Consider the following 22,311-nt stretch of genomic DNA (forward strand, 5'->3'; position numbering starts at 1 on the left):
TTGACGCGGCTCTCAGTGGATGGGCTCCGGTTGGCGCAGAGAGCGCCCGTGCGGCGTACGGTGGCCGCGTGGCCTTCTCCATCCGCCCCCTCTCGGAAGACGATTGGGAGCCCTTCCGCGATCTGCGCCTGCGGATGCTGCAGGACACCCCGATCGCTTTCAACGAGCGGTACGAGGACGTCGTCGATCTCGATGAGCTCGCGTGGCGCGATCGCCTGGCCCGGGCCTTGCCGCCGCGCACCGCCGCGTTCATCGCGATCGCAGACGACGGCACCTGGATCGGCATCATGCGCGGCGTGCTCTCACGGACGCGCGGCCCGATGCTCGCCGGGGTGTTCGTAGATCCGCGCTGGCGGGGACCGCAGGCGGGCGTCGCCGACGCGCTGCTGGAGGCGGTCATCCACTGGGCGCGGCAGCAGGGACCCGCGCTACGGCTCAATGTGCACGCGGACAACCCGCGCGCCGTCGCTTTCTATCGTCGGCATGGATTCGTCGAGACCGGACGCTCGCACCCATACGAGCTGCCGCCCTACGGCCGTGAGATCGAGATGCTGCGCGCGCTGTGAAGCGCCGCCGGCTCAGCCCTCGTCGCCCCGCACCGTGACCGGGCTCTGCACGATCACGCTGAGGCGGTGGGCGTCGTTCCACGCCACCTGGACGATCCAGTCGCCGGCGCCCTCGCTCGCGTCCCTGCGATAGGTGTCGACAGAGGGGAGCACGCCACCCTGGTCGACCGTGGGTTCGACCCTCCATCGCTCCTCGGTCAGTCGGGCGCGCAGTGCGCCCGCTACCGCGGATGCCTCCACATCGACGAACTCGAGAGTCGATGTGGTGGTCCAGTGGGCGGCCTGCCGTTCGCGTGGCACGAGCCACTGCGAGTCATCGATCGATGCTCTCGACACCGTGCGGAGAACGGGAGCGCGCCCACCGGCGAGCTCACCGAGCAGGGCGTCGGTGAGCTCCTCAGCACGGGCCTCGTACGCGTCGAGGCGGCTGACGGCCGGTGCGGCGCCGCACGACGTCAACACGGCCGTGAGCGCGAGCATCGGAAGCACGGCTGCGGTGGGACGTGTGCGCATGGGCTCACGTTATGCCTTCGCCGTGTCGATCCGGCGACCGGGGGATGACCAACCGCCGACGCCTGATGCCCAAGCCACCCGTTCGCCGAGACCTGATAGCTTCCTGAGCATTTTCGTTACCGTTTCGTGATTATCGCGTATCGTGGCACGGCGAACCGCGAGGGACCGCCGTCGGATCCGCCCCCAGAGTCCCTCGTTCCCCTCAACCGAAGACCATTCCGGTCGGGCGGACGAACGCGTGATCCACTCGCGTGCGGAGACGGGACCGTGGAGTTCACCGTGATTCGTGACACCAACACACGCAGCATCACCGCCACTCGCGACACGGCCGGCCCGCGCCTCGCGCGCCGCGGCCTCGTGGCGGCGGGCGTGCTCGCCGCCGCCGCCGGCATGCTCATCCCGTCCGCCGCGAACGCGGCGGACGACTCGACGTGGGACGCCCTGGCGCAGTGCGAGTCGGGCGGCAACTGGGCCATCGACACCGGCAACGGCTACTACGGAGGCTTGCAGTTCTCGCAGTCGACCTGGGAGGCGAACGGCGGCTCGGGCAACCCGGCAGCCGCCTCGCGCGAGGAGCAGATCCGCGTCGCCGAGAACGTCCTCGCCACTCAGGGATGGGGCGCCTGGCCGAGCTGCTCGGCGCAGATCGGCGCCAGCGGCGCCGCTGAGCCGCGCGCTGCCGCGCCGGCCGAGGCGCAGGCTCCCGTCGCATCGGCGCCGTCCGGCGGGGGAGCGGCCGCCCAGGCTCCTGCCGCCGCGCCCACCGAGGAGACGTACGCGCTGCCGGATGTCGAGCCCTCCGATGAGACGTACACCGTCGCCGCCGGTGACACGCTGTTCGAGATCGCCGAAGCCGAGGGCCTCGAGACGGGCTGGCTCGGGATCTTCGCCGTGAACCAGGACACCATCTCGGACCCCGACCTCATCGAGGTCGGCCAGGAGCTCGTGCTTCCTGCCGAGTGATCCGGCACGTGTGGGCGCGCCGCCGACAGGCCAGCGCGCCCACACGTCCGGTTTGCGGGTTGCGCAACCGGATCCGCTCGATAATGGGCGGGTGGAGCCCTGGGAGATGCGCGACTGGTTCGAGGACTACCTCGACGCATCCAATCGGCACGACCTGGACCGCATCAGGGAGTTCGTGGCTGCGGATGTGCGGAGAGCGCATCGCCCCGGCGGCGTGGAGGCGTGGATCGCCGACCTCGCCGAGCTGTTCCGCGCTTTTCCGAACTGGCGATGGCGCCGCATCCAGCTGGTCAACGCGAAGCAGATCGCCCGGCGGCGCGAGCGGCGCGAGCGCGACACGGAGTACCGCGAGCGCGAACGACAGCGGCAGATCCGGGAACGGGAGACGAAACGCGCGCACGCGAAGCGGCGCCGGAACGCCCCGGACAAGTACGCCGCGCAGCTCACATCGAACCGTGAGAGCGAGCGGATCAACCGGCTACTGGCGGAGCTCGGGCTGTCGGCAGACCGGCGACGCCGGCGTATCGGAGCTGACATAATGTGCATTATCGGCTACTGGCCGCCGCACGTAGAGTGGCCGGGATGGACGAGCGCCAGAACCTGATCGACCGTGCCCGGATCGTGCGCGCGATGCTGATGGCCGTGGAGAACGCACCGCGCCTTCTGGAGGTCTGCGCGACGGCCGACGCCGACGATCACGCGGAACTCGTCGCAGCGGTCGCAGACGAGTTCGACATCGACTCACTCGAGGCCGACGTCATCCTGAACATGCGGGTACGACGATTCACTCCCCGTGACGTCGCCCAGCTCCGGAGCGAGCTGGATCTGTTCGAACAGCGCATCCGAGAGCTCGGCCGAGCCTGAGCATCCGCCTTCCCCGCGCCGGTCGCGTGCGGCCATTTCTGACATAACGTCCGACCGCCTCGAAGCCGGCCATCCCCCTCGGCGACGCGTACGGTCCGCTCATCACGCGGCTCGGCGAGAATGCGCCTCCACATGTCCATCCGGATGGACATGTGCTGCGGACAGCGAAACTCACTCTGACAGCCCGATCCAGTACCGCTCGCTGCCGCCGCGGATGTCCTCGAGCTCTCCCCCGGCGGCGAGGATGATGCGGCGCGAGGCCTCGTTCGTGCTGTCGCAGATCAGCAGCACGCGGTCGATGCCGTGGGAGCGCGCCTGTTCGAGGCCGAGCTGCAGGGCTGCTGTCGCCACACCGCGTCCGCGCGCCGTGGGTCGCACGCCGTAGCCGATGTGGCCACCGTCGTCGAGCAGCGCGGCGTTGAGCTCGTGCCGCAGGTGGAGCGACCCGAGCACCACGTCGGGCGAGCGATCGTCGACGATCCACCACACGGTCGCGGGAACGAACCCTCCGATCGCTTCGGTGCGTTGCCGTCGCTCCTTGGCGAGCCACCGCTCGAACACCTGGGGGTCGCTCAGGTCATCGCCCTCGAAGCCGAAGGTCGAGAACCCATGGAGCGTCGCGCCGTCGAACTCGCGGATCGCCTCAGTCCACGACTCATGACGTTCGCGGCTGGGCAGGACGAGGGCGATCACGGAGTCAGCCTAGGACGACGACCGGCCTCATCCCGCCTTCACAGCCCGACGTACTGCGCCAGGTGCTGACCCGTCAGCGTGGACTTCGCGGCCACCAGGTCCGCCGGAGTTCCCTCGAAGACCACACGCCCGCCGTCGTGTCCGGCACCGGGGCCGAGGTCGATGATCCAGTCGGCGTGGGCCATGACGGCCTGGTGGTGCTCGATCACGATGACGGTCTTTCCCGAGTCGACCAGGCGGTCAAGCAGCCCCAGGAGATTCTCGACATCAGCGAGGTGCAGGCCGGTGGTCGGCTCGTCGAGCACGTACACGTCGGCCTTCTCCCCCATCTGGTTCGCCAGCTTGATGCGCTGCCGCTCGCCGCCCGACAGCGTCGACAGCGGCTGACCGAGGGTCAGGTAGCCGAGCCCGACGTCCTCCATTCGCCCCAGGATGGCGGCGGCCGCCGGGATCTTGGCCTCGCCGTCCGAGAAGAACGCGCGCGCCTCCGCGACGGGCAGCTCATACACCTCGGTGATGTCCTTGCCGCCGAGCGTGTACTCGAGAACGGCCGACTGGAACCGCTTGCCGCCGCAGTCCTCGCACGGCGTCTCGACCGTGTCCATGAACCCCAGCTCCGTCACGATCACGCCCGCGCCCTTGCACGTCGGGCACGCGCCCTCCGAGTTCGCGCTGAACAGCGCCGGCTTGACGCCGTTCGCCTTGGCGAACGCCTTGCGGATGGGCTCCAGGAGCCCGGTGTACGTGGCGGGGTTGCTGCGGCGCGACCCCTTGATCGCGGTCTGGTCGATCGAGACCACCCCGTCGCGGGACGACACCGAGCCGTGGATCAACGAGCTCTTGCCCGAGCCCGCCACACCGGTCACGACCGTGAGCACACCCATCGGGATGTCGACCGAGACATCCTGCAGGTTGTGCGCATTCGCGCCGCGGACCTCGATCGCTCCGGTCGCGCTACGCATGCTCGACTTGAGCCGCGCCCGGTAGCCGAGGTGCTGGCCGGTGAGCGTGCCGCTCTGCGCGAGCCCCTCCACCGTGCCCTCGTAGCAGATCGTGCCGCCCTCGCTCCCCGCGCGCGGGCCCAGGTCCACCACATGATCGGCGACCTGGATGGCCTCCGGCTTGTGCTCGACCACCAGCACGGTGTTGCCCTTGTCGCGCAGCTGGATGATCAGCTCGTTCATGCGCTGGATATCGTGCGGGTGCAGGCCGATGGTGGGCTCGTCGAACACGTATGTCACGTCCGTCAGCGACGACCCGAGATGCCGCAGCATCTTGATCCGCTGCGCCTCTCCCCCGCTGAGCGTGCCCGACGGACGGTCCAGGCTGAGGTATCCCAGACCGAGCGTGACGAACGCGTCGAGGTTCGCGCCGAGCGCCTTGAGCAGGGGCCCGGCACCGGGCTTGTCCAGGCCGCGCACCCATTCGGCGAGGTCGGTCACCTGCATGCGGCACGCGTCGGCGATGCTCAGACCGTCGATCTTGGACGAGCGGGCACCCTCGGTGAGCCTGGTGCCGTCGCACTCCGGGCAGGTCGCGAAGGTCGCCACCCGCTCGACGAACGCCCGGATGTGCGGCTGCAGCGCGTCGAGATCCTTCGACAGCATCGACTTGGTGATCTTCGGGATCAGACCCTCATAGGTCATGTTGATCCCTGCGATCTTCACCTTCGTGACCTCGCCGTAGAGGAAGATCTGACGCTGCTTCTCGCTGAACTGCGAGATGGGCTTGTCGGCCGGGTAGAAGCCCGACTCGGAGAACCCCTTCACCATCCATCCGTCGGGCGTGTAGCCGGGCACCATGATGGCGCCCTCGTTCAGCGACTTCGACTCGTCGACGACCTGCGACAGATCGATGTCCGACACCTGCCCGCGTCCCTCGCACCGCGGGCACATGCCGCCGAGGTAGATCGCGTCCTTCACGATCTTCTTCTCCCCCTTCGGCCCCGTCATGACGCCGCTGGCCTTCTGGGTCGGGATGTTGAAGGAGAATGCGGTCGGGCCGCCGATGTAGGGCTCCCCCAGCCTGCTGAACAGGATGCGCAGCATCGCGTTGGCGTCGGTGACCGTCCCCACCGTCGAGCGCGGATTCGCGCCGAGCCGCTCCTGGTCGACGATGATCGCGGTCGTCAGCCCCTCGAGGACGTCGACGTCGGGGCGCGGCACTGAGGGCATGAAGCCCTGCACGAACGCACTGTACGTCTCGTCGATCATGCGGCGAGACTCGGCCGCGATCGTATCGAACACGAGCGAGCTCTTCCCCGACCCGGACACACCGGTGAACACCGTGAGGCGTCGCTTGGGGATCTCGACGCTGACGTCCTTGAGGTTGTTCTCACGCGCGCCCTGCACGCGGATGAGGTCGTGGGTGTCGGCGGGATGCACGGCGCTCCTTCAGATGGGGATCGGACGGGTGGGACGGGACGGGACGGGGCGGATCAGGAGCGCATCACGCGCGCTGCTGCACGCGAATGAGGTTGCCCGCGGGGTCGCGCACGGCGAAATCGCGCAGGCCGTAGTCCTGGTCGATCGGCTCCTGCACGATGTCGACGCCGGCCGCCTGGAGCCGTTCGAAGGCGGCATCGACATCCGGTGTGGCGAGCACGATCGCGGCGAACGTGCCCTTGGCCATCATCTCGGCGATCACGCGACGCTCCTCGTCACTGATCCCCGGATCGACCGCGGGCGGGGTGAGCACGATCGCGGTGTCGGGCTGATCGGCCGGGCCCACCGTGATCCATCGCATGTTCTCGTAGCCGACATCTAGCCGCACCTCGAAGCCGAGTGCGTCGCGGTAGAAGGCCAGAGAGGCGTCGGGGTCGGTGTGCGGAAGGAAGCTGGAGGAGATCTTGAGGTCCATGGACGTCACGCTATCCGCGGGCCGGAAGGCCGCGCTTCTCGATTCCTGATCGCTTTCTGATGGGCCGTGTCGCGTGCTTGACGACGACCGACGGCAGTCCCTCGAGGCCGCGCGCGGACGTGCGCCGGTACACGCTCGGCGGCATCCCGACCAGCTCCGTGAACCGTGCGCTGAAGGTGCCGAGCGACTGGCATCCGACAGCCAGACACACCTCTGTGACAGAGAGATCACCGCGGCGCAGGAGCGTCATGGCCCGCTCGACGCGGCGCGTCATCAGGTACGCGTAGGGCGACTCGCCGTACGCGGCCTTGAACTGACGGCTCAGGTGCCCGGCCGACATGTGCACGCCCCGCGCGAGCGCCTCCACGTCGAGCGGCGCGGCGTAATCGCGGTCCATCCGGTCGCGCACGCGCCGCAGCAGCTCTAGCTCGCGCAGCCTGGCGTCGTCGACGGGCGGAGTCACGAGACGATCGTGCCACGAGCCGCCGACATCCGCGCGCCGCTCCCGTGCGATGTCGCTAGGCCGACGGGACCTCGGCCTCACTGAACTTCGGCACCGGCGGCTGCCACGACTCGAGCGCGTGCATGAGATCCCGCGGAGTCGAGACGACGAGCAGCGAATCGCGGAACGCCTCCGCCACGAACCCCTCCTCGACCATCCGGTCCACCATGGTCAGCATCGGCCGCCAGAACCCGCGCACGTCGTACACAGCGACCGGCTTGCGATGGATGCCGAGCTGCAGCCAGGTCCACACCTCGAAGAACTCCTCGAGCGTGCCGATGCCGCCGGGCAGTGCCACGAACGCATCGCCGAGCTCGGCCATCCGCATCTTGCGCGCGTGCATGTCGGGCACGATCTCGAAACTCGTCAGGTTGGGGTGCGCTCGCTCCTTGTCGACGAGAGCCTCGGGCATGACGCCATGCACGTCGGCGCCCGCCTGCCGTGCCGCCGTGGACACCGCACCCATGAGCCCCACGTTGCCGCCGCCGTAGACCACCCCGATCCCCCGTGCGGCGAATGCCTGCCCGACGTCGACGGCCGCCCGGGCATACGCGGGGTCGACGCCGCTCGAGGATCCGGTGAAGACGGTCACACGCCGCAGAGTGGTGCTCATGCCCCCACCCTATGTACGCCGATAGGTTGAAGGGCGTGACCCGCGACCCCGCCGCCCATCGCCGGATGCTGTCGTGATCGGGGTCCTCACGGGCTTCGCGGTGGTGGGCCTTGCGATCGTCACCGGATACATCGTCGCCCGCATAGACCTGCTCGGCGAGCACGCGCGCTACGTCCTCAGCCGGCTCACGTTCTTCGTGCTGAACCCGTTCCTGCTGTTCGCGGTGCTGGCCGACGCTGATCTCACGCTGCTCTTCTCCGCCCTGCTTCCCGTGTCCATGCTCGCGGCCGCCGCGATGTTCACCGCGTATGCCCTCATCGCGCGTCTGGTGTGGCGCCGCTCGCTCGGCGAGATCGTGATGGGCGCCCTCGGCGCGGGATACGTCAACGCCAACAACATCGGCATCCCGATCGCGACCTATCTGCTCGGCAACGGCGCGTACTCGGCGCCGGTCATCCTGGTGCAGCTGCTCGTGATCACGCCGATCGTGCTCGCGGTGCTCGATTCGGTCTCGTCCGGGGAGCGCGCAGGGGTGCGCGAGCTCGGCCGCGCTCTGCGCCGCTCGCTGCGCAACCCCATGATCATCGGCGCGGCGTTCGGCGTGCTGGTCGCGGTCACGGGCATCGAACTGCCGCCGATCGTGACCGAGCCGGTGGGCCTGCTGGCCGGCGCCGCCGTGCCCGTGCTGCTGCTGAGCTTCGGCATGTCGCTGCACGGGCAGCGGGTGCTCACCACGCGGCGGTCGCGCCCCGACGTGCTGCTCGCGACCGCCATGAAGCTCGTCGCGATGCCGCTCGCGGCGTGGGCCATCGGCCTCGCCTTCCAGCTCGACGCGCACGCGATGCTCGTGGTGGTGGTCCTCGCGAGCCTCCCGAGCGCGCAGAACGTCTTCAACTACGCGCAGCGGTACGGCGTCGGCGAGGTGATCGCGCGCGACGTCGTCTTCCTCACCACCTTCGGGTGCATCCCGGTCGTGTTCGCGGCGGCCGTGATCTTCGGATCCTGATCCCACGTCCATCGGGCACGCCCGGCGGAAGGTCAGTCCGCGACCGCCCGCAGCAGCCGCTCGGCTTTCCAGCGCGACTCGGCATACTCCTCGGCGACATCGGACTGCACCGTGATGCCGCCGCCCGTGCCGAGCGTGTACCCGCCGCGGCCGTCCGTGAGCAGCGTCCGGATGATCACACCCAGGTCGGCCCGGCCGTCCGCAGCGATCCATCCCGCGGCACCCGCGTACGCGCCGCGGGGCGTGTCCTCGACAGCCTCGATGATCTCCATCGTGCGCAGCTTCGGCGCCCCGGTCATCGAGCCGGCCGGGAACAGGGCCCGCAGAGCCGCGATCGTGTCGACGTCGGGACGCAGCACCCCGCGCACCGTGGACACGAGCTGGTGCACCGACGCGTACGACTCCACCGCCATGAGGCTCGGGACCTCGACCGTGCCGACCTCGCACACCTGCGAGAGGTCGTGGCGCAGCAGGTCGACGATCATGAGGTTCTCGGATCGGAACCTGCTGTCCGTCGCCAGCAGACGCGCCGCCGCCTGGTCCTCGCCCGGCGTCGCGCCGCGGGGCGTGGTTCCCTTGATGGGCTTGGCCTCGATCGTGCGCGCTCCCCCGGCCGCCCCGTCGATGCGCGCGTAGCGCTCGGGTGAGGAGCCGACGACGAAGGCCCGCGCCCCCGCGACGTCGTAATGCACGTATGCCGCGTACGGCGCTGGATTGAGCGCGCACAGGCGCTGGAACACCTCGTAGGGCGCAAGCGCCGACGCGGCCCGAGCGCGGTACGTCAGATTGACCTCATACGAGTTTCCGGCGTGCAGGTGCTCCTGCACGACCGCGAACGCGTCGGCGTACCAGCCCGGCACCGGATCGGACGCAGACGATCCGCTCGCAGGGGGCACGTCCCTGCGAGGTGGCGTGGTCGTCACGACGTGCGACGGCCGCATCCACACCGCGTCGGGCAGCACGCCGTCCGGGCGCGCCGGCAGATCCGCGCGGGCGGCATAGCCGAAGTACCCGTACCAGCGGTCGTCAGGATGGCCGGCGGCCAGTTCGCTGCCCAGCACCGCGAAGATGTCGTCGCCGACCACCTCCGCGCGTCCGTCGGCATAGCGCACGACCTCCCGCGCGGCGGCGTGGTACGCGAGCGAGACATCCGAGGGGTCGAGCCAGCAGAGCTGCGGGCCGCCGTCGCCCGCCTGCAGCCACACGAACCGACCGCTCGCGAGGGCCGCGTCGAAGGCGTCGCTCATGCCGCGCCGAGGAAGTTGCGCACGAGCTCCTCGCCGTGCTCGGTGAGGATCGATTCCGGATGGAACTGCACGCCCGCCACCGGCAGCGAGCGGTGCGCGACCCCCATGACGAGGCCCGTGCGCTCATCCCTCGCGGTCACGCGCACGTCTTCCGGCAGCTCGAGCGCAGCGAGCGAGTGGTAGCGCACCGCCCGGAACCCGTCGGGCACACCGGCGAACAGCCCGGTGCCGTCGTGACGCACCGTGGCGTCAATGCCATGGCCGGGGTCCACCCGCTCGACGACGCCGCCGAACGCGGTGACGATCCCCTGCATGCCCAGGCAGACGCCGAGCACCGGCCGCTCCCCTGCACGCAGCACCTCGCGCCCGACGGCGAAGTCGTGCGGATCGGCCGGATGCCCCGGCCCCGGCGACAGCACGACGAAGTCATGCGACAGCACGTCGGCGGCCGTGCACTCGTCGTGCTCGACCACACGGGGCAGCCCTCCGGTGACCCTGGCGATGAGGTGCACCAGATTGCCGGTGTAGCTGTCGTGGTGGTCGACGACGACGACGTCGTGCGTGGTCATGGCTTCATTCTGGTGGTCGCGGCCGCTTCGCGCGGCCGCGGCTCACTCGGCGGCGAAGCTCGAGACGTCGCCCACCAGGCGGGTGTTGTCGGCCGGCACCGGGTCGACCGCCGCGCGAGCCACCTCGGCGGCGAACTCCGCCACGTTGTAGAGCTTGCCCGCCGACTCCCTGCGCGACGCGATCGCGCCGGGGTTGGCCCGCTCGAGCAGGGTCGCGGTGATCGTGCCCTCGATCATGTCTCCCGACACGACGGTGAATCCGATGCCCTTGTCCGCCAGCGACGGGATCAGCTCGCGCAGCGCGTCCTCTCCCGCGCGCTTGGACAGCGCGACCGGCTCGTACTCGGGCATCGTCGGCGTCGTGCGGATGAAGTGCGCCTGGTGGCTGGTCACGAACACCACGCGCGCGCCGCCCCGCTCGGCGGCGGCCTCCAGAAGGGGCAGCGCCGCCCGCAGCGCGCCCACCTGCGCGTCGCGGTTGAGCTGCAGCGCGTAGTCCTCCGCCATCCCGCTCTCCATGCCGCCAGACGCGTTCAGCACCAGGATGTCGAGCCCGCCCAGCTCTTCGGCCACCGAGGCGAGCATCGACTCGACCGACGCCGGGTCGGTCAGGTCGGCGCCCACCACAAGAGCGCGCACGCCCAGCGCGCGCACCTCGGCGGCGAGCTTCTCGGCCCGGGGCGCCTTGTTCCGGTAGTTGATGACGACGTCGGCCCCGGCCTGCGCGAGGTAGCGCACGGTATCAGCGCCGACTCCACGCGACGAGCCCGTCACGAGCGCGACCTTGCCGGTCAGCGTGCCGGGTGCGATGGGCTGCGAGAGGGCGTCGGTCACGAGGTGCTCCTGAGGTCGAGCGGGCGGGTGGCGGCGGCGAGCGGAGGCTTCTCCGGAAGTCCGCGGGGCCTGATCGACACTACCAACGCGGCCCCACGCGGCTCTGTCGCAAGCCTCCAATGTCGTGACGATCGACTTGTCCGCTCGTGGTCGCCGCTGCGCGTCGATGGCCGCTGCTAGGGTGCGAGAGAAGCGACTCGGGAGGCGCGAGGGGGTCCCATGGAGTTCATCGAGCAGTGGGCTTGGGTCGGCTGGCTGGTGCTCATCGCGATCTTCCTCGCGATCGAGATGGCCTCAGGAGAGCTGACCTTCCTGATGATGGGCCTCGGATCCACCGCGGGCATCCTGTCGGCGTTCGCCGGTGCGCCGCTGTGGCTGCAGGTGATCATCGCCGCGGTCGCCGCGATGGCGTTCCTCGCCGCGCTCCGTCCGCCGCTCCTGCGCAGGCTGCGGCGCGGCGCCGATCCCCAGAGGTTCAACGTGGACGGGCTCATCGGGCTCGACGGCGTGGTGACGGAGACCGTCACGTCGATCGCCGGTCGGGTGAAGCTCGTCAACGGAGACTCATGGTCGGCGCGGGTGAGCGCCGGCGCGGACCTGCCGCCGCAGACGCGCATCGTCGTGCAATCGATCCAGGGAGCCACCGCCGTGGTCGCCGCGCGCACCCCCGGCGTCACCCCCAATACCTACCGGGAGAGCTGAGTCATGGAGATCGTCGGAACGGTCCTGCTGTGGGTCCTAGCGGCTGCCGTCGTGGCCCTCGTGATCACGGCGCTCATCCAGGCCATCCGCATCGTGCCGCAGAGCGAGGCGTTCATCATCGAGCGTCTGGGCCGCTACCACCGCACGCTGTACGGCGGGCCCCACCTGCTGTTCCCGATCATCGACCGCCCGCGCTCTCGCGTGGATCTGCGCGAGCAGGTCGTCTCGTTTCCCCCGCAGCAGGTGATTACCGAGGACAACCTGTCGGTGGCGGTCGACGTGGTCGTGTATTTCCGCGTCACCGACCCGAGAGCCGCGACGTACGAGATCGCGAACTACCTGGGCGCCGTCGAGCAGCTGTCGATCACCACGCTGCGCAACGTGGTCGGCGGACTCAACCTCGAGGAGGCGCTGGTCAGCCGGGATGTCATCAACGGCAAGCTCAGCGCGACGCTCGACGAGGCGACCGGCGCATGGGGCATCAAAGTGAGCCGCGTCGAGCTCAAGGCCATCGACCCGCCCGTGACGCTCCAGGACGCCATGGAGAAGCAGATGCGCGCCGAGCGTGACCGCCGGGCCGCGATCCTGACAGCGGAGGGGCACAAGCAGTCCCAGATCCTCGTCGCCGAGGGTGCGCGCCAGGCCGAGATCCTCAAGGCCGAGGGCGACAAGCAGGCTCAGGTGCTGCGCGCACAGGGCGAGTCCGAGGCCATCCAGACGGTGTTCAATGCGATCCACGCGGGCGCTCCCGACGAGAAGCTGCTCGCGTACCAGTACCTGCAGACGCTGCCGAAGCTCGCCGAGGGCGAGGCGAGCAAGCTCTGGATCATTCCCAGCGAGCTGACCGAGGCGCTCAAGGGCATCGCGGGCGGGTTCGGACGAGGGTCTGCGCCGGGCGAGCGCCTGTGACGCATCCCTATCTGACCGGCACCGCCCATCCGCGCGTCCTCGCGCACCGGGGCCTCGCCCGCCCGGACGAGCACATCTCCGAGAACTCCTTCGCGGCGATCGCCACGGCGCACGCGGCCGGAGCGGTTTATGTGGAGTCCGACTGTCACGTCACGGCTGACGGCGAGGTCGTCCTGTTCCATGACGACACCCTCGAGCGCATCACGGGTGACCGGCGACCCATCGCCGAGGTTCCGCTGCGCGAGCTCGAGCAGCTGATGGCCGACCGCGGCGGCCTCGCGACCCTCGCCCAGTCGCTCGAGGCGTTCCCCACAACGCGCTTCAACCTCGATGTAAAGGCCGCCGCGGCGGCAGAGGGCGTGGGGCGTCTGGTCGCCGAGCATGCCGCGCGTGTGCTCGTGACGAGCTTCTCCGACGAACGGCGGCTCGCGGCGCTGGCTGCCGTCGGCGGTGACCGGCCGGCGACGTCTCCGGGGTCCCGGACGATCGCGCGCCTGGTCGGGGCCGTGCGTCTGCTCATGCGCGGCACCGCCATGCGCCTGCTGCGGGACGTCGACGCGCTGCAGATCCCCGAGCGCCAGAGCGTGCTGCGCGTGCTCACGCCCCGGCTGATCGACTGGGCGCACGACGCCGGCGTGGAGGTGCACGTCTGGACCGTCAACGACCCCGAGCGGATGCGTCTCCTGGTCGCCCAGGGCGTAGACGGCATCGTGACGGACCACGCCGACATCGCGCTCGAGGTCCTCACCCGCTGAGTCACCCGCGCCGCCACGACGCTGGGATTCCCCTGGGAAAGGCCCGCGCCGAGCCGCCCTTCGGATGATGTCCACAGGCGCGAGCGTTATACCTGGGGACCGACGAGAGGACCACACATGGCAGATCGCAGCCTTCGCGGAATCCGACTCGGCGCCCAGAGCCTCCAGAGCGAAGAGGGCGTCGTGTTCATGGAGCGCACCCAGCACACCTATCACTGTGCGACTTGCGGCCGCGACACCACCCTGACCTTTGCGGCCGACGCCGAGGCTCCCGAGACGTGGGAGTGCCGCAGCTGCGGCGCCGAGGCTCTGCTCAAGGTCGAGGGCGGCACGGTCGAGGTCGACCACAGCGGCGACAAGGCCCCTCGCACGCACTGGGACATGCTGCTCGAGCGCCGCACCATCCCCGAGCTCGAGGAGATCCTGGCCGAGCGACTCGAGTTCATCCGAGCTCGTCGCGGTGCGGGCGAGGATCCCACGCGCGCGAAGTCGGCCTGACCCGACAGATCACGAAAGACGCCGGCCTGCGTGGTCGGCGTCTTTTCGTGCCCCCGGGGCGCGCGGATGAGCCGGTCGGCCGGCTCGCGTCGGCGAGGCATGGACGCCTGGCTCGCATAGGCTGAGGGCATGGCGAACAGCGTGGATCGAGCGGTCGGAATCGATATCGGCGGCACCGGCATGAAGGCGGGAATCGTCGACCTCGTGAAGGGCGAGCTGGTCAGCGATCGCGTGCGCATCCCCACCCCCGACGGCGCCAAGCCGAAGGACGTGCTGGCCACCGTCCGGGAGCTGCTCGACCTGCTCGGCCCGGATGCCGACGCACTGCCCCTGGGGGTGTGCTTCCCCACCATCGTGAAGAACGGGCGCACCCTGTCCGCCGCGAACGTGTCGAAGAAGTGGCTCGACTTCGAGGCGGAGAAGTTCTTCGAGGACGGCCTCGAGCGCGACATCCACTTCGTGAACGACGCCGATGCGGCGGGCCTCGCCGAGCTGCGGTTCGGCGCCGCCAAGGATCAGCCGGGCCTGACCATCCTGACGACGCTGGGCACGGGCATCGGCTCGGCGTTCCTGTTCGACGGCGCGCTCGTGCCCAACACCGAGCTGGGTCATCTGCAGTGGAACGGCGACTCGATCGAGAGATACGCCGCCGCGACCGCGCGCGAGCGCGACAAGCTCTCCTGGGAGGACTGGGCAGCGCGCCTGCAGGAGTTCTACGACCACGTCGAGTTCCTCTTCTCCCCCGACCTGATCCTGGTGGGCGGCGGCGTCTCGAAGAACCCCGAGAAGTTCATGCCCCTGATCAAGACCCGGGCAGACATGCGCACGGCCGTGCACCGCAACAACGCCGGGATCATCGGCGCCGCCTCTCTCGCCCTCTGATACGTCGAAGCGCCCTCGGATCCGTGGATCCGAGGGCGCTTTCGCGGAGCGAGGAAAGCGAATGGGCCGGCCTGTACGCCCGGTTCTGCGATCCGGGTGGTTGCGGGTGATCGGCGACTATTGCACGTGAGAGATTATGCGGCGCCATCGGCCGTTCTCCGGTTGCCATTGATGGTGGTCGGAATGGCAACCACGGCCACTTCTGCGGACTGCGAGCGGCCGTCCGGGGCGGTCTCAATCCGTGTTCGAACGACGTCCCTCCCAGGCTGCTCCCACGGGTCGATGGGCGGTGTCTCCGCCACGAAAGTGGAAGGAGCTTCTGACGCCGTCTTGTTCCCGAGATTCGCCGACTCGAAGGGATCACAATGCCAGCGACCACCGACATTCAGGGGGTGTCGAGTGCCTCGCGCCTGGCTGCCTGGTGTTCTTCCTCGGTGATCCGCCCGGCGGCGCGTTGAGAAGCGCCGACACGGATCTGCAGCCAACGGACTCCCTTCACGGGGTTGCCGTCACGACCGTGTAACGTCGGCCTTCACTGAGGAGGCCCGCATGGGACAACTGTTTTACGACCACATCGGTCCCGCGGTCGACATTGACGACCGGACGCTCGCGCACCTGAGGGTGGTCATCACCAAGAAGCTCCGGCGTCAGGAGAGCTTCACGCTGTCCTGGAAGAACCCCGACGCACACGGGCGAAACACCATCTGGATCCACCCCGCGATCCCAGTGAAGTTCGACTTCGACGGGCCTGAGCCGACCGACCTGAACCAGGAGTGGATCCGACGAATGGCGGACTCCGCGATGACCGGAGGCGGCATCGTTCTCACCGGAGAGCACGCTGACAGCGGAGTGCCCGCCGGTTCCTGAGCGCGCATTCGGGTTCTGCCCCGGTAGCCACCATCCTTCGAGATCCGCAAGTCCCTGATGCAGTGAGGTGGTGCTCGCCTACGCTCACCGGGATGGGGGACATGAAAACGATGGTGCGCGCGGAGATCAGCATCGATGGCCGCGCCTTTCCCTTGGGCGACGGTCCCGACATCGAGGCTCTGAAGCAGCGAATCGAGAATGCCGTCCACACAGGCGGGGCCTTTGTCGACTTCCCGGTGGCGGGAGACCACGCGGTCAGCGCGCTGATCACCGCCTTCACTCGAGTCGCTTTTACGGTCGAAGCCGTGGAATTCGACCCTTCGGACCCGGGTGACGTGGAGCTGGCCTACGCCGATCCGCGCGAGATCATCTGACCTCCTGCACCTGAGCACCGTTGACGCATCTCGTCGACGCGACTCACTCGGAATGAAGACGGTCGCCTCGGCGGACTCCATCGGTGATTGCATGTTCGACGCCGCCGACATGAGATCCCCGTCGATGATCCGCTGCTCGCTGAAGACGTGGCCCTGAACGTTCACCGCGCGGCCGAGCCACGGCTCGTCGCTGTCAAGCCACGCATTCACGTCAGGACGTAGAGTCACGCGCCGAGTACCGGCAGATCCGAGCGATGGGGGCAGTAACCCAGGAACGTTGAACACGCCGCTTGCGGGGCCTCACCGACGAGACGGCACGAGGATGCGCGCACTCCGGCACTACTACGCGAGCCTTCGTTCTCGGTGCCCCACGCGCGGATTCCGCCGACTCCCCGCGGAGCAACGCACCGGGCGCCGACCAGTAGATCCCACGTCAGAACGAGGAAAGCGAATGGGCCGGCCTGTACGCCGGGTTCTGTTCGGGGGCTTGCGCCCCGTCGACGACCATCTCTCTCGGCGGCACGTTGCCGTGACGCTCTAGCGACCTACCCGAGGACTCGGCGGGCCGCGTCGACATCCTCTGTCTGGTCTTGCTCCGGGCGAGGTTTACCGAGCGGGTCGCGTCACCGCGACCCCTGGTGGTCTCTTACACCACCGTTTCACCCTTACCGGGCCCCCTCAGGGCGCCCGGCGGTCTGCTTTCTGTGGCACTGTCTCGCGGATCGCTCCGGGTGGGTGTTACCCACCGCCCTGCCCTGTGGAGCCCGGACGTTCCTCGGCGCGCGACGGCGAACCGCCCGCGACGCGGTCGTCCGGCCGACCCATTCGCGTCATCCAGTCTACGGCGCGAACCGGTGGGGGCCGCGCGCCCGAGCGAGGCTCACGCCTTCTCGGCGCTGTCGCCGATGCGCAGGTCGAGCGGGAAGTCGATCGGGAAGGACCCGAACAGCAGCCGCCCCGCGGCCGCCGCGGATGCGCGCATCGCCTCGGCCGCCGCCTCTGCGTGTTCTGCGGGTGCGTGCACGAGCACCTCGTCGTGCAGGAAGAAGGCCAGGTGCGCCCGCCGCGCGAAGGCCACGCCGGATGCCGGTGCCCCCGTCTCCGGAGCCACGGCCGGCAGCTGCGCGAGACGGAGGCGCAGGTCGGCGAGCCACGCCAGCGCCCACTCGGCGGCCGTGCCCTGCACCACGAAGTTGCGGGTGAACCGACCACGGTCGCGCGCCAGCCGCCGCGCGCGCGTCTCGTCGGCAGCGGATGCGCCGGGCCGTGAGGCGCGCGCCTGCGCCGTGCGCCATGCGTCGTCGGGGCCCGGCGACGTGCGCCCCAGCCACGTCGAGACGACACCGCCCTCCTCCCCCGTGCGGGCCGCGGCGTCCACGAGCCCCATCGCACCGGGGTAGACCTTGCGCAGGCGCGGCACGAGCCGGCCGGAGTCGCCGGTCGTCGCGCCGTACATCGCGCCCAGCACGGTGACCTTCGCCTCCGCCCGTGTCGCCACGGCGCCCGTGGCCAGGATGCCCTCGTACAGGTCACGCCCGCGGGCAGCCTCAGCCATCCGTCCGTCGCGTGCCATCCCCGCGAGCACACGCGGCTCGAGCTGCGCCACGTCCGCCCCCACGATGCGCCAGCCCGGATCGGCGCGCAGAGCGCCGCGGAGCTGCCGCGGCAGCTGAAGCGCTCCGCCGCCGGATGACGCCCAGCGACCGGTGACAACCCCGCCGGGCACGTAGACGGGCCGGAACCGCCCCTCGTGCACCCACTCGTCGAGCCAGGCCCAGCCGTTGGCGGTGAGCAGGCGCGAGAGCTTCTTGTACTCGAGCAGCGGCCCGATCGCCGGGTGCTCGATCTCGGCGAGCTCCCACCTCGCCGTGGATTCCACCCGGATGCCGGCGTTCTGCAGGCCGCGCAGCAGCTTGGGCGGCGAGTCGAGCGACAACGCCGGGTCGTCCAGTGCCGCACGCACCTGCGCGGCGAGGCGTGCCATATTCTCCGGCACGCCGCCCACTCCCCGCGGGCCGAGCGTCTGGGTCAGGATGCTCCGGTGCACGTCGGCACTCCAGGGCACCCCGGCGGCCCGCAACTCAGCCGCGACGAGCGCGCCGGCCGACTCGGCCGCGAGCAGCAGCCGCATCCGACTCGGGTCGGCGGCGAGCCCCACGGCGGCGTCCTGACGGACGAGCTCCGCCGAGATCTCGCGCAGATCGTCGCGCTTGCGAACGGCGGCAGGCACCTCGAGATCGAACAGCGCGTCGCCGCCGGTGGGATCATCCGTCGCCGCGGGTCCGTCCCACCCGCGTGCGGCACGCAGCTCGGGCGTGCCCGGCACCGCGGCGCGCAGAATGGCGTGGCAGAGCCGCAGATCGTGACACCGTGCCACGCGGACTCCCGCCGCCAGCAGGCGCGGATACCACTCCGCGGTGCTCGACCACACCCACCGCACTGCGCGGCCCGTCGCCTGCGCCTCCTGCTCGCGCGCGGCGACCCATGCGGGCAGCTCCGCGGCGCTCAACGGCCGCCGGCCGCGCTCGTGCTCGCGGTCGAGCGCCAGGGCCAGGATGCCGCCGTCGCCCGAGCGACCGAGCGCGATGCGATCGGCATCGAGCCACGGCGACGACCTCGTCGGCTCGCGCGGCTCATCCGCCATAGGAGGCCCGGATCAGAACAGCGACTCGCCGCCCACGGCGTCCGGAGCCGCCGCGGACGTGTGGCCGTCGAGATCGCGGCGGAAGCTGGCGCGCGCATCCATCGACTCGTTGGCTGCCGCATCGGCGAGCTTGTTGTCGTTGCGGGGAACCCATTCGAACGTCACCGTGCGCCCGCCGATCACGTCGTGCGCCGTGCGCGCCAGCGCCTGCATGTCGGGGTGCTTGATCTTCCAGCGGCCCGTCATCTGCTCGACCACCAGCTTGGAGTCCATGCGCACGTGGATGGCCGACGGGTTGCGTTCGAGGGCGGCTCGGATGCCGGCGATCATGCCGTTGTACTCCGCCACGTTGTTGCTCGCGATGCCGACATACACGCCCAGCTCGCTCAGCACCGACCCGCTCGCCGGATCGATCACGACCGCGCCGCCCGCTGCGGTGCCGGGATTGCCGCGCGATCCCCCGTCGGCTTCGACGATGAGCGGTCCGGTCATCGAACGGGTCCGTCGGGTGCGTCGCTCGGCGAGAAGTACAGCGTGCGCGTGCCAGAGGCGGACAGACCCGACTCCGCGGTGCGGACCATGATCGCGCCGCATTCGGGGCACAGCGCCACGTCGTCCGCGGGTGTCGCGCGCAGCACGGACAGATCGCTGGGCGAGAGGGTCATGTTGCAGGCGCCGCACATGCCGCGCGTGAACAGCGCGGCCCCGGTCCCCCGCGCCGCCAGCCGCTCGTAGAGACCGAGCAGGTCCGCGGGGATGCGGCCCGCCATGGCGGCGCGATCGCGCGTGAGCGTCTCGACATCGGACACGGCCTTGGCGACCAGCTCCTTCGCCTCGGCGCTGAGCCGCTGACCCTCCGAGGTCGTCTCGTCCATCAGGGCCTGCTGCTCGGCGAGTGCCGCATCGGCAGCCTCGAGCTTCTCCATGATCTCGAGCTCGGCGTCCTCGAGATCGCCGCGTCGCTTCTCGAGGCTCGCGATCTCGCGTTCGAGACTCTGCGCGTCCTTGGCGCTCGTCGACGCGGCAAGGCGCTCGACGTCGCGCGCGCGCCGCGCCGTGACGACCTCGACATCGGCCTCGATCCGCTTCAGCTCGGCCCGCAGGTCGTCGCGCACGCCTGCCCGTGCGGCGAGCTCACGACCGAGCGCCGTGCGCTGCGCGATCAGCTCCTGCACCCGGCCGGCCTGCGGCGGGTTGCGACGCACAGCCTCCGCTCGCGACAGGCGTCGATCGATGTCGGCGACGTCGAGCAGGAGCAGCTGGTCGGCAGGGCTGGCTTTCACTCCTCCAACGTACCGCTCCGGTGCCGCCGCCACCCGTTCCCGACCGCCGCGCGTGCCCCATCGTCGTGGACCGCGCAAGCCCCGTGCGTGGACGCCGAAGGCGCCGTAGCGTCGCCGCGTACGCGCAGACGACAGGAGGATCCGGATGACGCGCTTCGGCTACACCCTCATGACCGAGCAGAGCGGCCCCCGCGAGCTGGTCCGCTACGCCCAGCAGGCTGAGGACATCGGCTTCGACTTCGAGGTCTCGAGCGACCACTACTCGCCCTGGCTCGTCAGCCAGGGCCACGCGCCGTACGCGTGGAGCGTGCTCGGCGCGGTGGCGCACGCCACCTCCCGCGTCGACCTCATGACCTACGTGACGTGCCCGACCATGCGCTATCACCCGGCGGTCGTGGCGCAGAAGTCCGCCACGATCCAGGAGCTGTCGGAGGGCCGGTTCACCCTCGGGCTCGGCGCGGGCGAGAGCCTGAACGAGCACGTCGTCGGCGAGGGCTGGCCCGGGGTCGACCAGCGGCAGGACATGCTCGTCGAGGCCATCGAGATCATCCGCGCGCTGCACACGGGCGACCTCGTCACCTACGACGGCGCCTACTTCCGGGTCGACTCCGCCCGCGTGTGGGATGCCCCTGAGGGAGGCGTCCCGCTCGGGGTCGCCGTGTCGGGGGGAAGCTCGCTGTCGAAGTTCGCTCCGCTGGGCGACCACATGATCGCCGTGCAGCCCGAGGCCGATCTGGTGACGGGCTGGGACCAGGAGCGGCAGGATGCCACCGCCCCCCAGGGGGGCTCGCGCAAGATCGGTCAGGTGCCGATCTCCTGGGATCCGGACAAGGACGCCGCGATCGCTCGGGCGCATGACCAGTTCCGCTGGTTCGGCGGCGGCTGGGCCGTCAACGCCGATCTCCCCACCCCCGCCGGCTTCGAGGCGGCGAGCCAGTTCGTCCGGCCCGAGGACGTCGCGTCCTCCATCCCGTGCGGTCCCGACTTGGACGAGCTCGCGGAGGGCGTTCGCCCCTTCCTCGACGCCGGCTTCACCGACGTCGCGATCGTGCAGATCGGCGACGAGAAGCAGCAGCAGTTCCTCGACGAGGTCGCGGGCCCGCTGCTGGAGAAGCTCCGCGCACTCTGAGAGCGACTCCCGCCCAGCGGGCGGCATGCTCAAGCCCCGATCAGGATCCGCTCAAGCACGGCGACTTCAGCGGCGGGTCGGCGGCGGCGGGCAATAGCGTTGAACGCTATGCTTCCCCGCCGCCGGCTCCGTCGCTCGCCGCTCATCACGGCTCTCGTCGTGGTGCTCACGCTCGTGGGCGGGGGCGGCGCGGCAGCCTTTTGGTCGGCTCAGGCGAGGCTCGACGGAACCGCGAATGCGGCGACCGTCGGCGTCACGCAGAAGCTCCTGCCCGAGGGACAGAAGTCTCCGCTCGCGATGACGTACAGCGGCACGGCCCTGCAGGCAGCCGGCGCGGTGAGCATCGTCAACCGAGGCAGCCGCGCCGCCAGCTACACCGCAACGGTCGCCGCAGACGCCACGAAGACGTCCGCGGCCCTTCGCAGCGGCATCAGGGTCTGGGTCGAACCGGTGTCGCACGTGAGCGCCTGCACGCCACAGTCGCCGCCCGCGGATGCCGTGACGCTCGACAACCGCGTCACGGCCGTCGGGCAGATCGGCGCGAGCTCGACCACGCAGACTGAGAGCCAGGTGATCCTGTGCGTGCGCACGGCGATCAGCCCGGGCACGCTCATCAGCGAAGGCGGGCAGCGAGCGGAGCTGACGGTGCAGTCCCAGTTGACGTACGCGCCTGGCGAGGACTGGACCGTCACGACCGAGGCTGCGGCCCTCACGCAGGACGTGGCGGCGCTGTCGCACATGAGGTGCGAGGAGCCGCTGCTGTCGGCCTCCGCGCGCCTGACGTTCTCGCAGGCGTCCGGCGCCACCTATCGGGTGTTCGTGGCGCCTGCAGGGGCGCCCGATGCCCGCGAGCAGGTGCAGAACCCATCCATCCAATCGGGCAGGCTCACCCTGCGGCACGCCAATTTCCCGAGCCCGAACGGCAACTTCTGGGTCACGGTCGAACGTGTCGACGCGGGTGGCACCAGCATCGTCGGTGTCGCCGAGGTGCGAACCGGATGGTTCCTGGTGAGTTACGTCAGCTGCGGTTGGGACTGAC

26 protein-coding genes and 1 other RNA gene are annotated in these 22,311 nt (G+C 70.0%); 14 read left to right on the plus strand and 13 right to left on the minus strand.

Features of this window, described 5'->3' with window-relative positions; all coding sequences use genetic code 11:
* Window positions 1-68 precede the first annotated feature (68 nt).
* Complete coding sequence (locus ABTW64_RS00670) at window positions 69-566, plus strand: GNAT family N-acetyltransferase (RefSeq protein ID WP_350618143.1); 498 nt, start codon at window positions 69-71, stop codon at window positions 564-566.
* Window positions 567-578: 12 nt separating this feature from the next.
* On the opposite strand, the gene ABTW64_RS00675 is transcribed toward ABTW64_RS00670, so the two are convergent.
* The gene (locus ABTW64_RS00675; protein ID WP_350618145.1) at window positions 579-1,079 is read right to left on the minus strand and encodes a hypothetical protein; all 501 of its coding nucleotides are present in this window, start codon (window positions 1,077-1,079) and stop codon (window positions 579-581) included.
* A gap of 267 nt (window positions 1,080-1,346) precedes the next feature.
* Here ABTW64_RS00675 and ABTW64_RS00680 point away from each other — a divergent pair, with 267 nt between their 5' ends.
* From ABTW64_RS00680 to ABTW64_RS00690, 3 genes are all read left to right on the plus strand, one after another.
* Complete coding sequence (locus ABTW64_RS00680; RefSeq protein WP_350618147.1) at window positions 1,347-2,042, plus strand: transglycosylase family protein; 696 nt, start codon at window positions 1,347-1,349, stop codon at window positions 2,040-2,042.
* A 91-nt stretch (window positions 2,043-2,133) separates the two neighbouring features.
* Window positions 2,134-2,646 (plus strand): hypothetical protein, encoded by a 513-nt coding sequence (locus ABTW64_RS00685; protein ID WP_350618149.1) that lies wholly within the window; start codon window positions 2,134-2,136, stop codon window positions 2,644-2,646.
* Window positions 2,625-2,906 carry a hypothetical protein gene (locus ABTW64_RS00690; protein ID WP_350618151.1) on the plus strand — a complete coding sequence of 94 codons (282 nt, stop codon included), beginning with the start codon at window positions 2,625-2,627 and terminating at the stop codon, window positions 2,904-2,906. The genes ABTW64_RS00685 and ABTW64_RS00690 overlap by 22 nt, the downstream gene beginning before the upstream one ends.
* A gap of 171 nt (window positions 2,907-3,077) precedes the next feature.
* Here the strand turns inward: ABTW64_RS00690 and ABTW64_RS00695 are convergent, their stop codons facing one another.
* From ABTW64_RS00695 to ABTW64_RS00715, 5 genes are all read right to left on the minus strand, one after another.
* Entirely contained in the window at window positions 3,078-3,599 is a 522-nt protein-coding gene (locus tag ABTW64_RS00695) for a GNAT family N-acetyltransferase (protein WP_350618153.1), read from the minus strand.
* Window positions 3,600-3,637: 38 nt separating this feature from the next.
* Window positions 3,638-5,983, minus strand: coding sequence for an ATP-binding cassette domain-containing protein (locus ABTW64_RS00700; protein ID WP_350618155.1), 2,346 nt, complete (start codon window positions 5,981-5,983; stop codon window positions 3,638-3,640).
* Window positions 5,984-6,047: 64 nt separating this feature from the next.
* Entirely contained in the window at window positions 6,048-6,458 is a 411-nt protein-coding gene (locus ABTW64_RS00705) for a VOC family protein (RefSeq protein WP_502892279.1), read from the minus strand.
* A gap of 10 nt (window positions 6,459-6,468) precedes the next feature.
* Window positions 6,469-6,855: a helix-turn-helix transcriptional regulator gene (locus ABTW64_RS00710; RefSeq protein ID WP_350618814.1), complete on the minus strand. Its 387-nt coding sequence runs from the start codon at window positions 6,853-6,855 to the stop codon at window positions 6,469-6,471.
* 121 nt (window positions 6,856-6,976) lie between these two features.
* Window positions 6,977-7,573: an LOG family protein gene (locus tag ABTW64_RS00715; protein ID WP_350618159.1), complete on the minus strand. Its 597-nt coding sequence runs from the start codon at window positions 7,571-7,573 to the stop codon at window positions 6,977-6,979.
* A gap of 73 nt (window positions 7,574-7,646) precedes the next feature.
* Here ABTW64_RS00715 and ABTW64_RS00720 point away from each other — a divergent pair, with 73 nt between their 5' ends.
* Window positions 7,647-8,579 carry an AEC family transporter gene (locus ABTW64_RS00720; RefSeq protein WP_350618161.1) on the plus strand — a complete coding sequence of 311 codons (933 nt, stop codon included), beginning with the start codon at window positions 7,647-7,649 and terminating at the stop codon, window positions 8,577-8,579.
* Window positions 8,580-8,611: 32 nt separating this feature from the next.
* Here ABTW64_RS00720 and ABTW64_RS00725 read toward each other — a convergent pair whose 3' ends face one another.
* Genes ABTW64_RS00725 through ABTW64_RS00735 form a run of 3 tightly spaced genes read right to left on the minus strand, consistent with a single transcriptional unit; the run spans window position 8,612 to window position 11,229 of the window.
* On the minus strand, window positions 8,612-9,826 hold the full coding sequence (locus tag ABTW64_RS00725) for an anthranilate synthase component I family protein (RefSeq protein ID WP_350618163.1): 1,215 nt from the start codon (window positions 9,824-9,826) through the stop codon (window positions 8,612-8,614).
* On the minus strand, window positions 9,823-10,395 hold the full coding sequence (locus ABTW64_RS00730) for an anthranilate synthase component II (RefSeq protein ID WP_350618165.1): 573 nt from the start codon (window positions 10,393-10,395) through the stop codon (window positions 9,823-9,825). Before ABTW64_RS00730 ends, ABTW64_RS00725 begins: the two co-directional genes overlap by 4 nt.
* Before the next feature lie 42 nt (window positions 10,396-10,437).
* Window positions 10,438-11,229 (minus strand): SDR family oxidoreductase, encoded by a 792-nt coding sequence (locus ABTW64_RS00735; RefSeq protein WP_350618167.1) that lies wholly within the window; start codon window positions 11,227-11,229, stop codon window positions 10,438-10,440.
* 219 nt (window positions 11,230-11,448) lie between these two features.
* Between ABTW64_RS00735 and ABTW64_RS00740 the strand changes: the two genes are divergently transcribed.
* The 7 genes from ABTW64_RS00740 to ABTW64_RS00770 all read left to right on the plus strand — a co-directional run bounded on the left by ABTW64_RS00740 (window position 11,449) and on the right by ABTW64_RS00770 (window position 16,216).
* Window positions 11,449-11,931 (plus strand): NfeD family protein, encoded by a 483-nt coding sequence (locus ABTW64_RS00740; protein WP_350618169.1) that lies wholly within the window; start codon window positions 11,449-11,451, stop codon window positions 11,929-11,931.
* 3 nt (window positions 11,932-11,934) lie between these two features.
* A complete protein-coding gene (locus ABTW64_RS00745) occupies window positions 11,935-12,840 on the plus strand; it encodes an SPFH domain-containing protein (protein ID WP_350618171.1) in 906 nt (301 codons plus the stop codon).
* Window positions 12,837-13,595: a glycerophosphodiester phosphodiesterase family protein gene (locus ABTW64_RS00750; RefSeq protein WP_350618173.1), complete on the plus strand. Its 759-nt coding sequence runs from the start codon at window positions 12,837-12,839 to the stop codon at window positions 13,593-13,595. Before ABTW64_RS00745 ends, ABTW64_RS00750 begins: the two co-directional genes overlap by 4 nt.
* A 117-nt stretch (window positions 13,596-13,712) precedes the next feature.
* Window positions 13,713-14,093, plus strand: coding sequence for an RNA polymerase-binding protein RbpA (locus ABTW64_RS00755; protein ID WP_350618175.1), 381 nt, complete (start codon window positions 13,713-13,715; stop codon window positions 14,091-14,093).
* A 129-nt stretch (window positions 14,094-14,222) separates the two neighbouring features.
* On the plus strand, window positions 14,223-14,975 hold the full coding sequence (gene ppgK, locus ABTW64_RS00760) for a polyphosphate--glucose phosphotransferase (protein WP_350618177.1): 753 nt from the start codon (window positions 14,223-14,225) through the stop codon (window positions 14,973-14,975).
* A 549-nt stretch (window positions 14,976-15,524) separates the two neighbouring features.
* Window positions 15,525-15,842, plus strand: a complete 318-nt coding sequence (locus ABTW64_RS00765) for a DUF7882 family protein (protein ID WP_350618179.1) — start codon at window positions 15,525-15,527, stop codon at window positions 15,840-15,842.
* A gap of 92 nt (window positions 15,843-15,934) precedes the next feature.
* Window positions 15,935-16,216, plus strand: a complete 282-nt coding sequence (locus ABTW64_RS00770) for a hypothetical protein (protein WP_350618181.1) — start codon at window positions 15,935-15,937, stop codon at window positions 16,214-16,216.
* Window positions 16,217-16,664: 448 nt separating this feature from the next.
* On the opposite strand, the gene rnpB is transcribed toward ABTW64_RS00770, so the two are convergent.
* The 4 genes from rnpB to ABTW64_RS00790 all read right to left on the minus strand — a co-directional run bounded on the left by rnpB (window position 16,665) and on the right by ABTW64_RS00790 (window position 20,143).
* An RNA gene (rnpB, locus tag ABTW64_RS00775) (RNase P RNA component class A) lies at window positions 16,665-17,040 on the minus strand.
* 56 nt (window positions 17,041-17,096) lie between these two features.
* The gene (locus tag ABTW64_RS00780) at window positions 17,097-18,860 is read right to left on the minus strand and encodes a bifunctional 3'-5' exonuclease/DNA polymerase (protein WP_350618183.1); all 1,764 of its coding nucleotides are present in this window, start codon (window positions 18,858-18,860) and stop codon (window positions 17,097-17,099) included.
* Window positions 18,861-18,872: 12 nt separating this feature from the next.
* Window positions 18,873-19,352: a reverse transcriptase-like protein gene (locus tag ABTW64_RS00785; RefSeq protein ID WP_350618185.1), complete on the minus strand. Its 480-nt coding sequence runs from the start codon at window positions 19,350-19,352 to the stop codon at window positions 18,873-18,875.
* On the minus strand, window positions 19,349-20,143 hold the full coding sequence (locus tag ABTW64_RS00790; protein ID WP_350618187.1) for a zinc ribbon domain-containing protein: 795 nt from the start codon (window positions 20,141-20,143) through the stop codon (window positions 19,349-19,351). Before ABTW64_RS00790 ends, ABTW64_RS00785 begins: the two co-directional genes overlap by 4 nt.
* Window positions 20,144-20,288: 145 nt before the next feature.
* Between ABTW64_RS00790 and ABTW64_RS00795 the strand changes: the two genes are divergently transcribed.
* Complete coding sequence (locus tag ABTW64_RS00795; RefSeq protein ID WP_350618189.1) at window positions 20,289-21,272, plus strand: TIGR03557 family F420-dependent LLM class oxidoreductase; 984 nt, start codon at window positions 20,289-20,291, stop codon at window positions 21,270-21,272.
* 108 nt (window positions 21,273-21,380) lie between these two features.
* Entirely contained in the window at window positions 21,381-22,310 is a 930-nt protein-coding gene (locus ABTW64_RS00800; protein WP_350618191.1) for a hypothetical protein, read from the plus strand.
* Window position 22,311: the final 1 nt, after the last annotated feature.

Origin of the sequence: Microbacterium sp. NPDC096154 (assembly GCF_040302945.1) — a bacterium.
Taxonomy (GTDB): domain Bacteria; phylum Actinomycetota; class Actinomycetes; order Actinomycetales; family Microbacteriaceae; genus Microbacterium.

Bases quoted from the DNA above. Each gene is read 5' to 3' on its own strand.
- ABTW64_RS00725 (WP_350618163.1), bottom strand. From the start codon at position 9,826: ATGAGCGACGCCTTCGACGCGGCCCTCGCGAGCGGTCGGTTCGTGTGG.
- ABTW64_RS00795 (WP_350618189.1), top strand. From the start codon at position 20,289: ATGACGCGCTTCGGCTACACCCTCATGACCGAGCAGAGCGGCCCCCGC.
- ABTW64_RS00730 (WP_350618165.1), bottom strand. From the start codon at position 10,395: ATGACCACGCACGACGTCGTCGTCGTCGACCACCACGACAGCTACACC.
- ABTW64_RS00770 (WP_350618181.1), top strand. From the start codon at position 15,935: ATGGGGGACATGAAAACGATGGTGCGCGCGGAGATCAGCATCGATGGC.
- ABTW64_RS00715 (WP_350618159.1), bottom strand. From the start codon at position 7,573: ATGAGCACCACTCTGCGGCGTGTGACCGTCTTCACCGGATCCTCGAGC.
- ABTW64_RS00755 (WP_350618175.1), top strand. From the start codon at position 13,713: ATGGCAGATCGCAGCCTTCGCGGAATCCGACTCGGCGCCCAGAGCCTC.
- ABTW64_RS00740 (WP_350618169.1), top strand. From the start codon at position 11,449: ATGGAGTTCATCGAGCAGTGGGCTTGGGTCGGCTGGCTGGTGCTCATC.
- ABTW64_RS00765 (WP_350618179.1), top strand. From the start codon at position 15,525: ATGGGACAACTGTTTTACGACCACATCGGTCCCGCGGTCGACATTGAC.
- ABTW64_RS00710 (WP_350618814.1), bottom strand. From the start codon at position 6,855: ATGGACCGCGATTACGCCGCGCCGCTCGACGTGGAGGCGCTCGCGCGG.
- ppgK (WP_350618177.1), top strand. From the start codon at position 14,223: ATGGCGAACAGCGTGGATCGAGCGGTCGGAATCGATATCGGCGGCACC.
- ABTW64_RS00745 (WP_350618171.1), top strand. From the start codon at position 11,935: ATGGAGATCGTCGGAACGGTCCTGCTGTGGGTCCTAGCGGCTGCCGTC.
- ABTW64_RS00675 (WP_350618145.1), bottom strand. From the start codon at position 1,079: ATGCGCACACGTCCCACCGCAGCCGTGCTTCCGATGCTCGCGCTCACG.
- ABTW64_RS00800 (WP_350618191.1), top strand. From the start codon at position 21,381: ATGCTTCCCCGCCGCCGGCTCCGTCGCTCGCCGCTCATCACGGCTCTC.
- ABTW64_RS00785 (WP_350618185.1), bottom strand. From the start codon at position 19,352: ATGACCGGACCGCTCATCGTCGAAGCCGACGGGGGATCGCGCGGCAAT.
- ABTW64_RS00690 (WP_350618151.1), top strand. From the start codon at position 2,625: ATGGACGAGCGCCAGAACCTGATCGACCGTGCCCGGATCGTGCGCGCG.
- ABTW64_RS00780 (WP_350618183.1), bottom strand. From the start codon at position 18,860: ATGGCGGATGAGCCGCGCGAGCCGACGAGGTCGTCGCCGTGGCTCGAT.
- ABTW64_RS00705 (WP_502892279.1), bottom strand. From the start codon at position 6,458: ATGGACCTCAAGATCTCCTCCAGCTTCCTTCCGCACACCGACCCCGAC.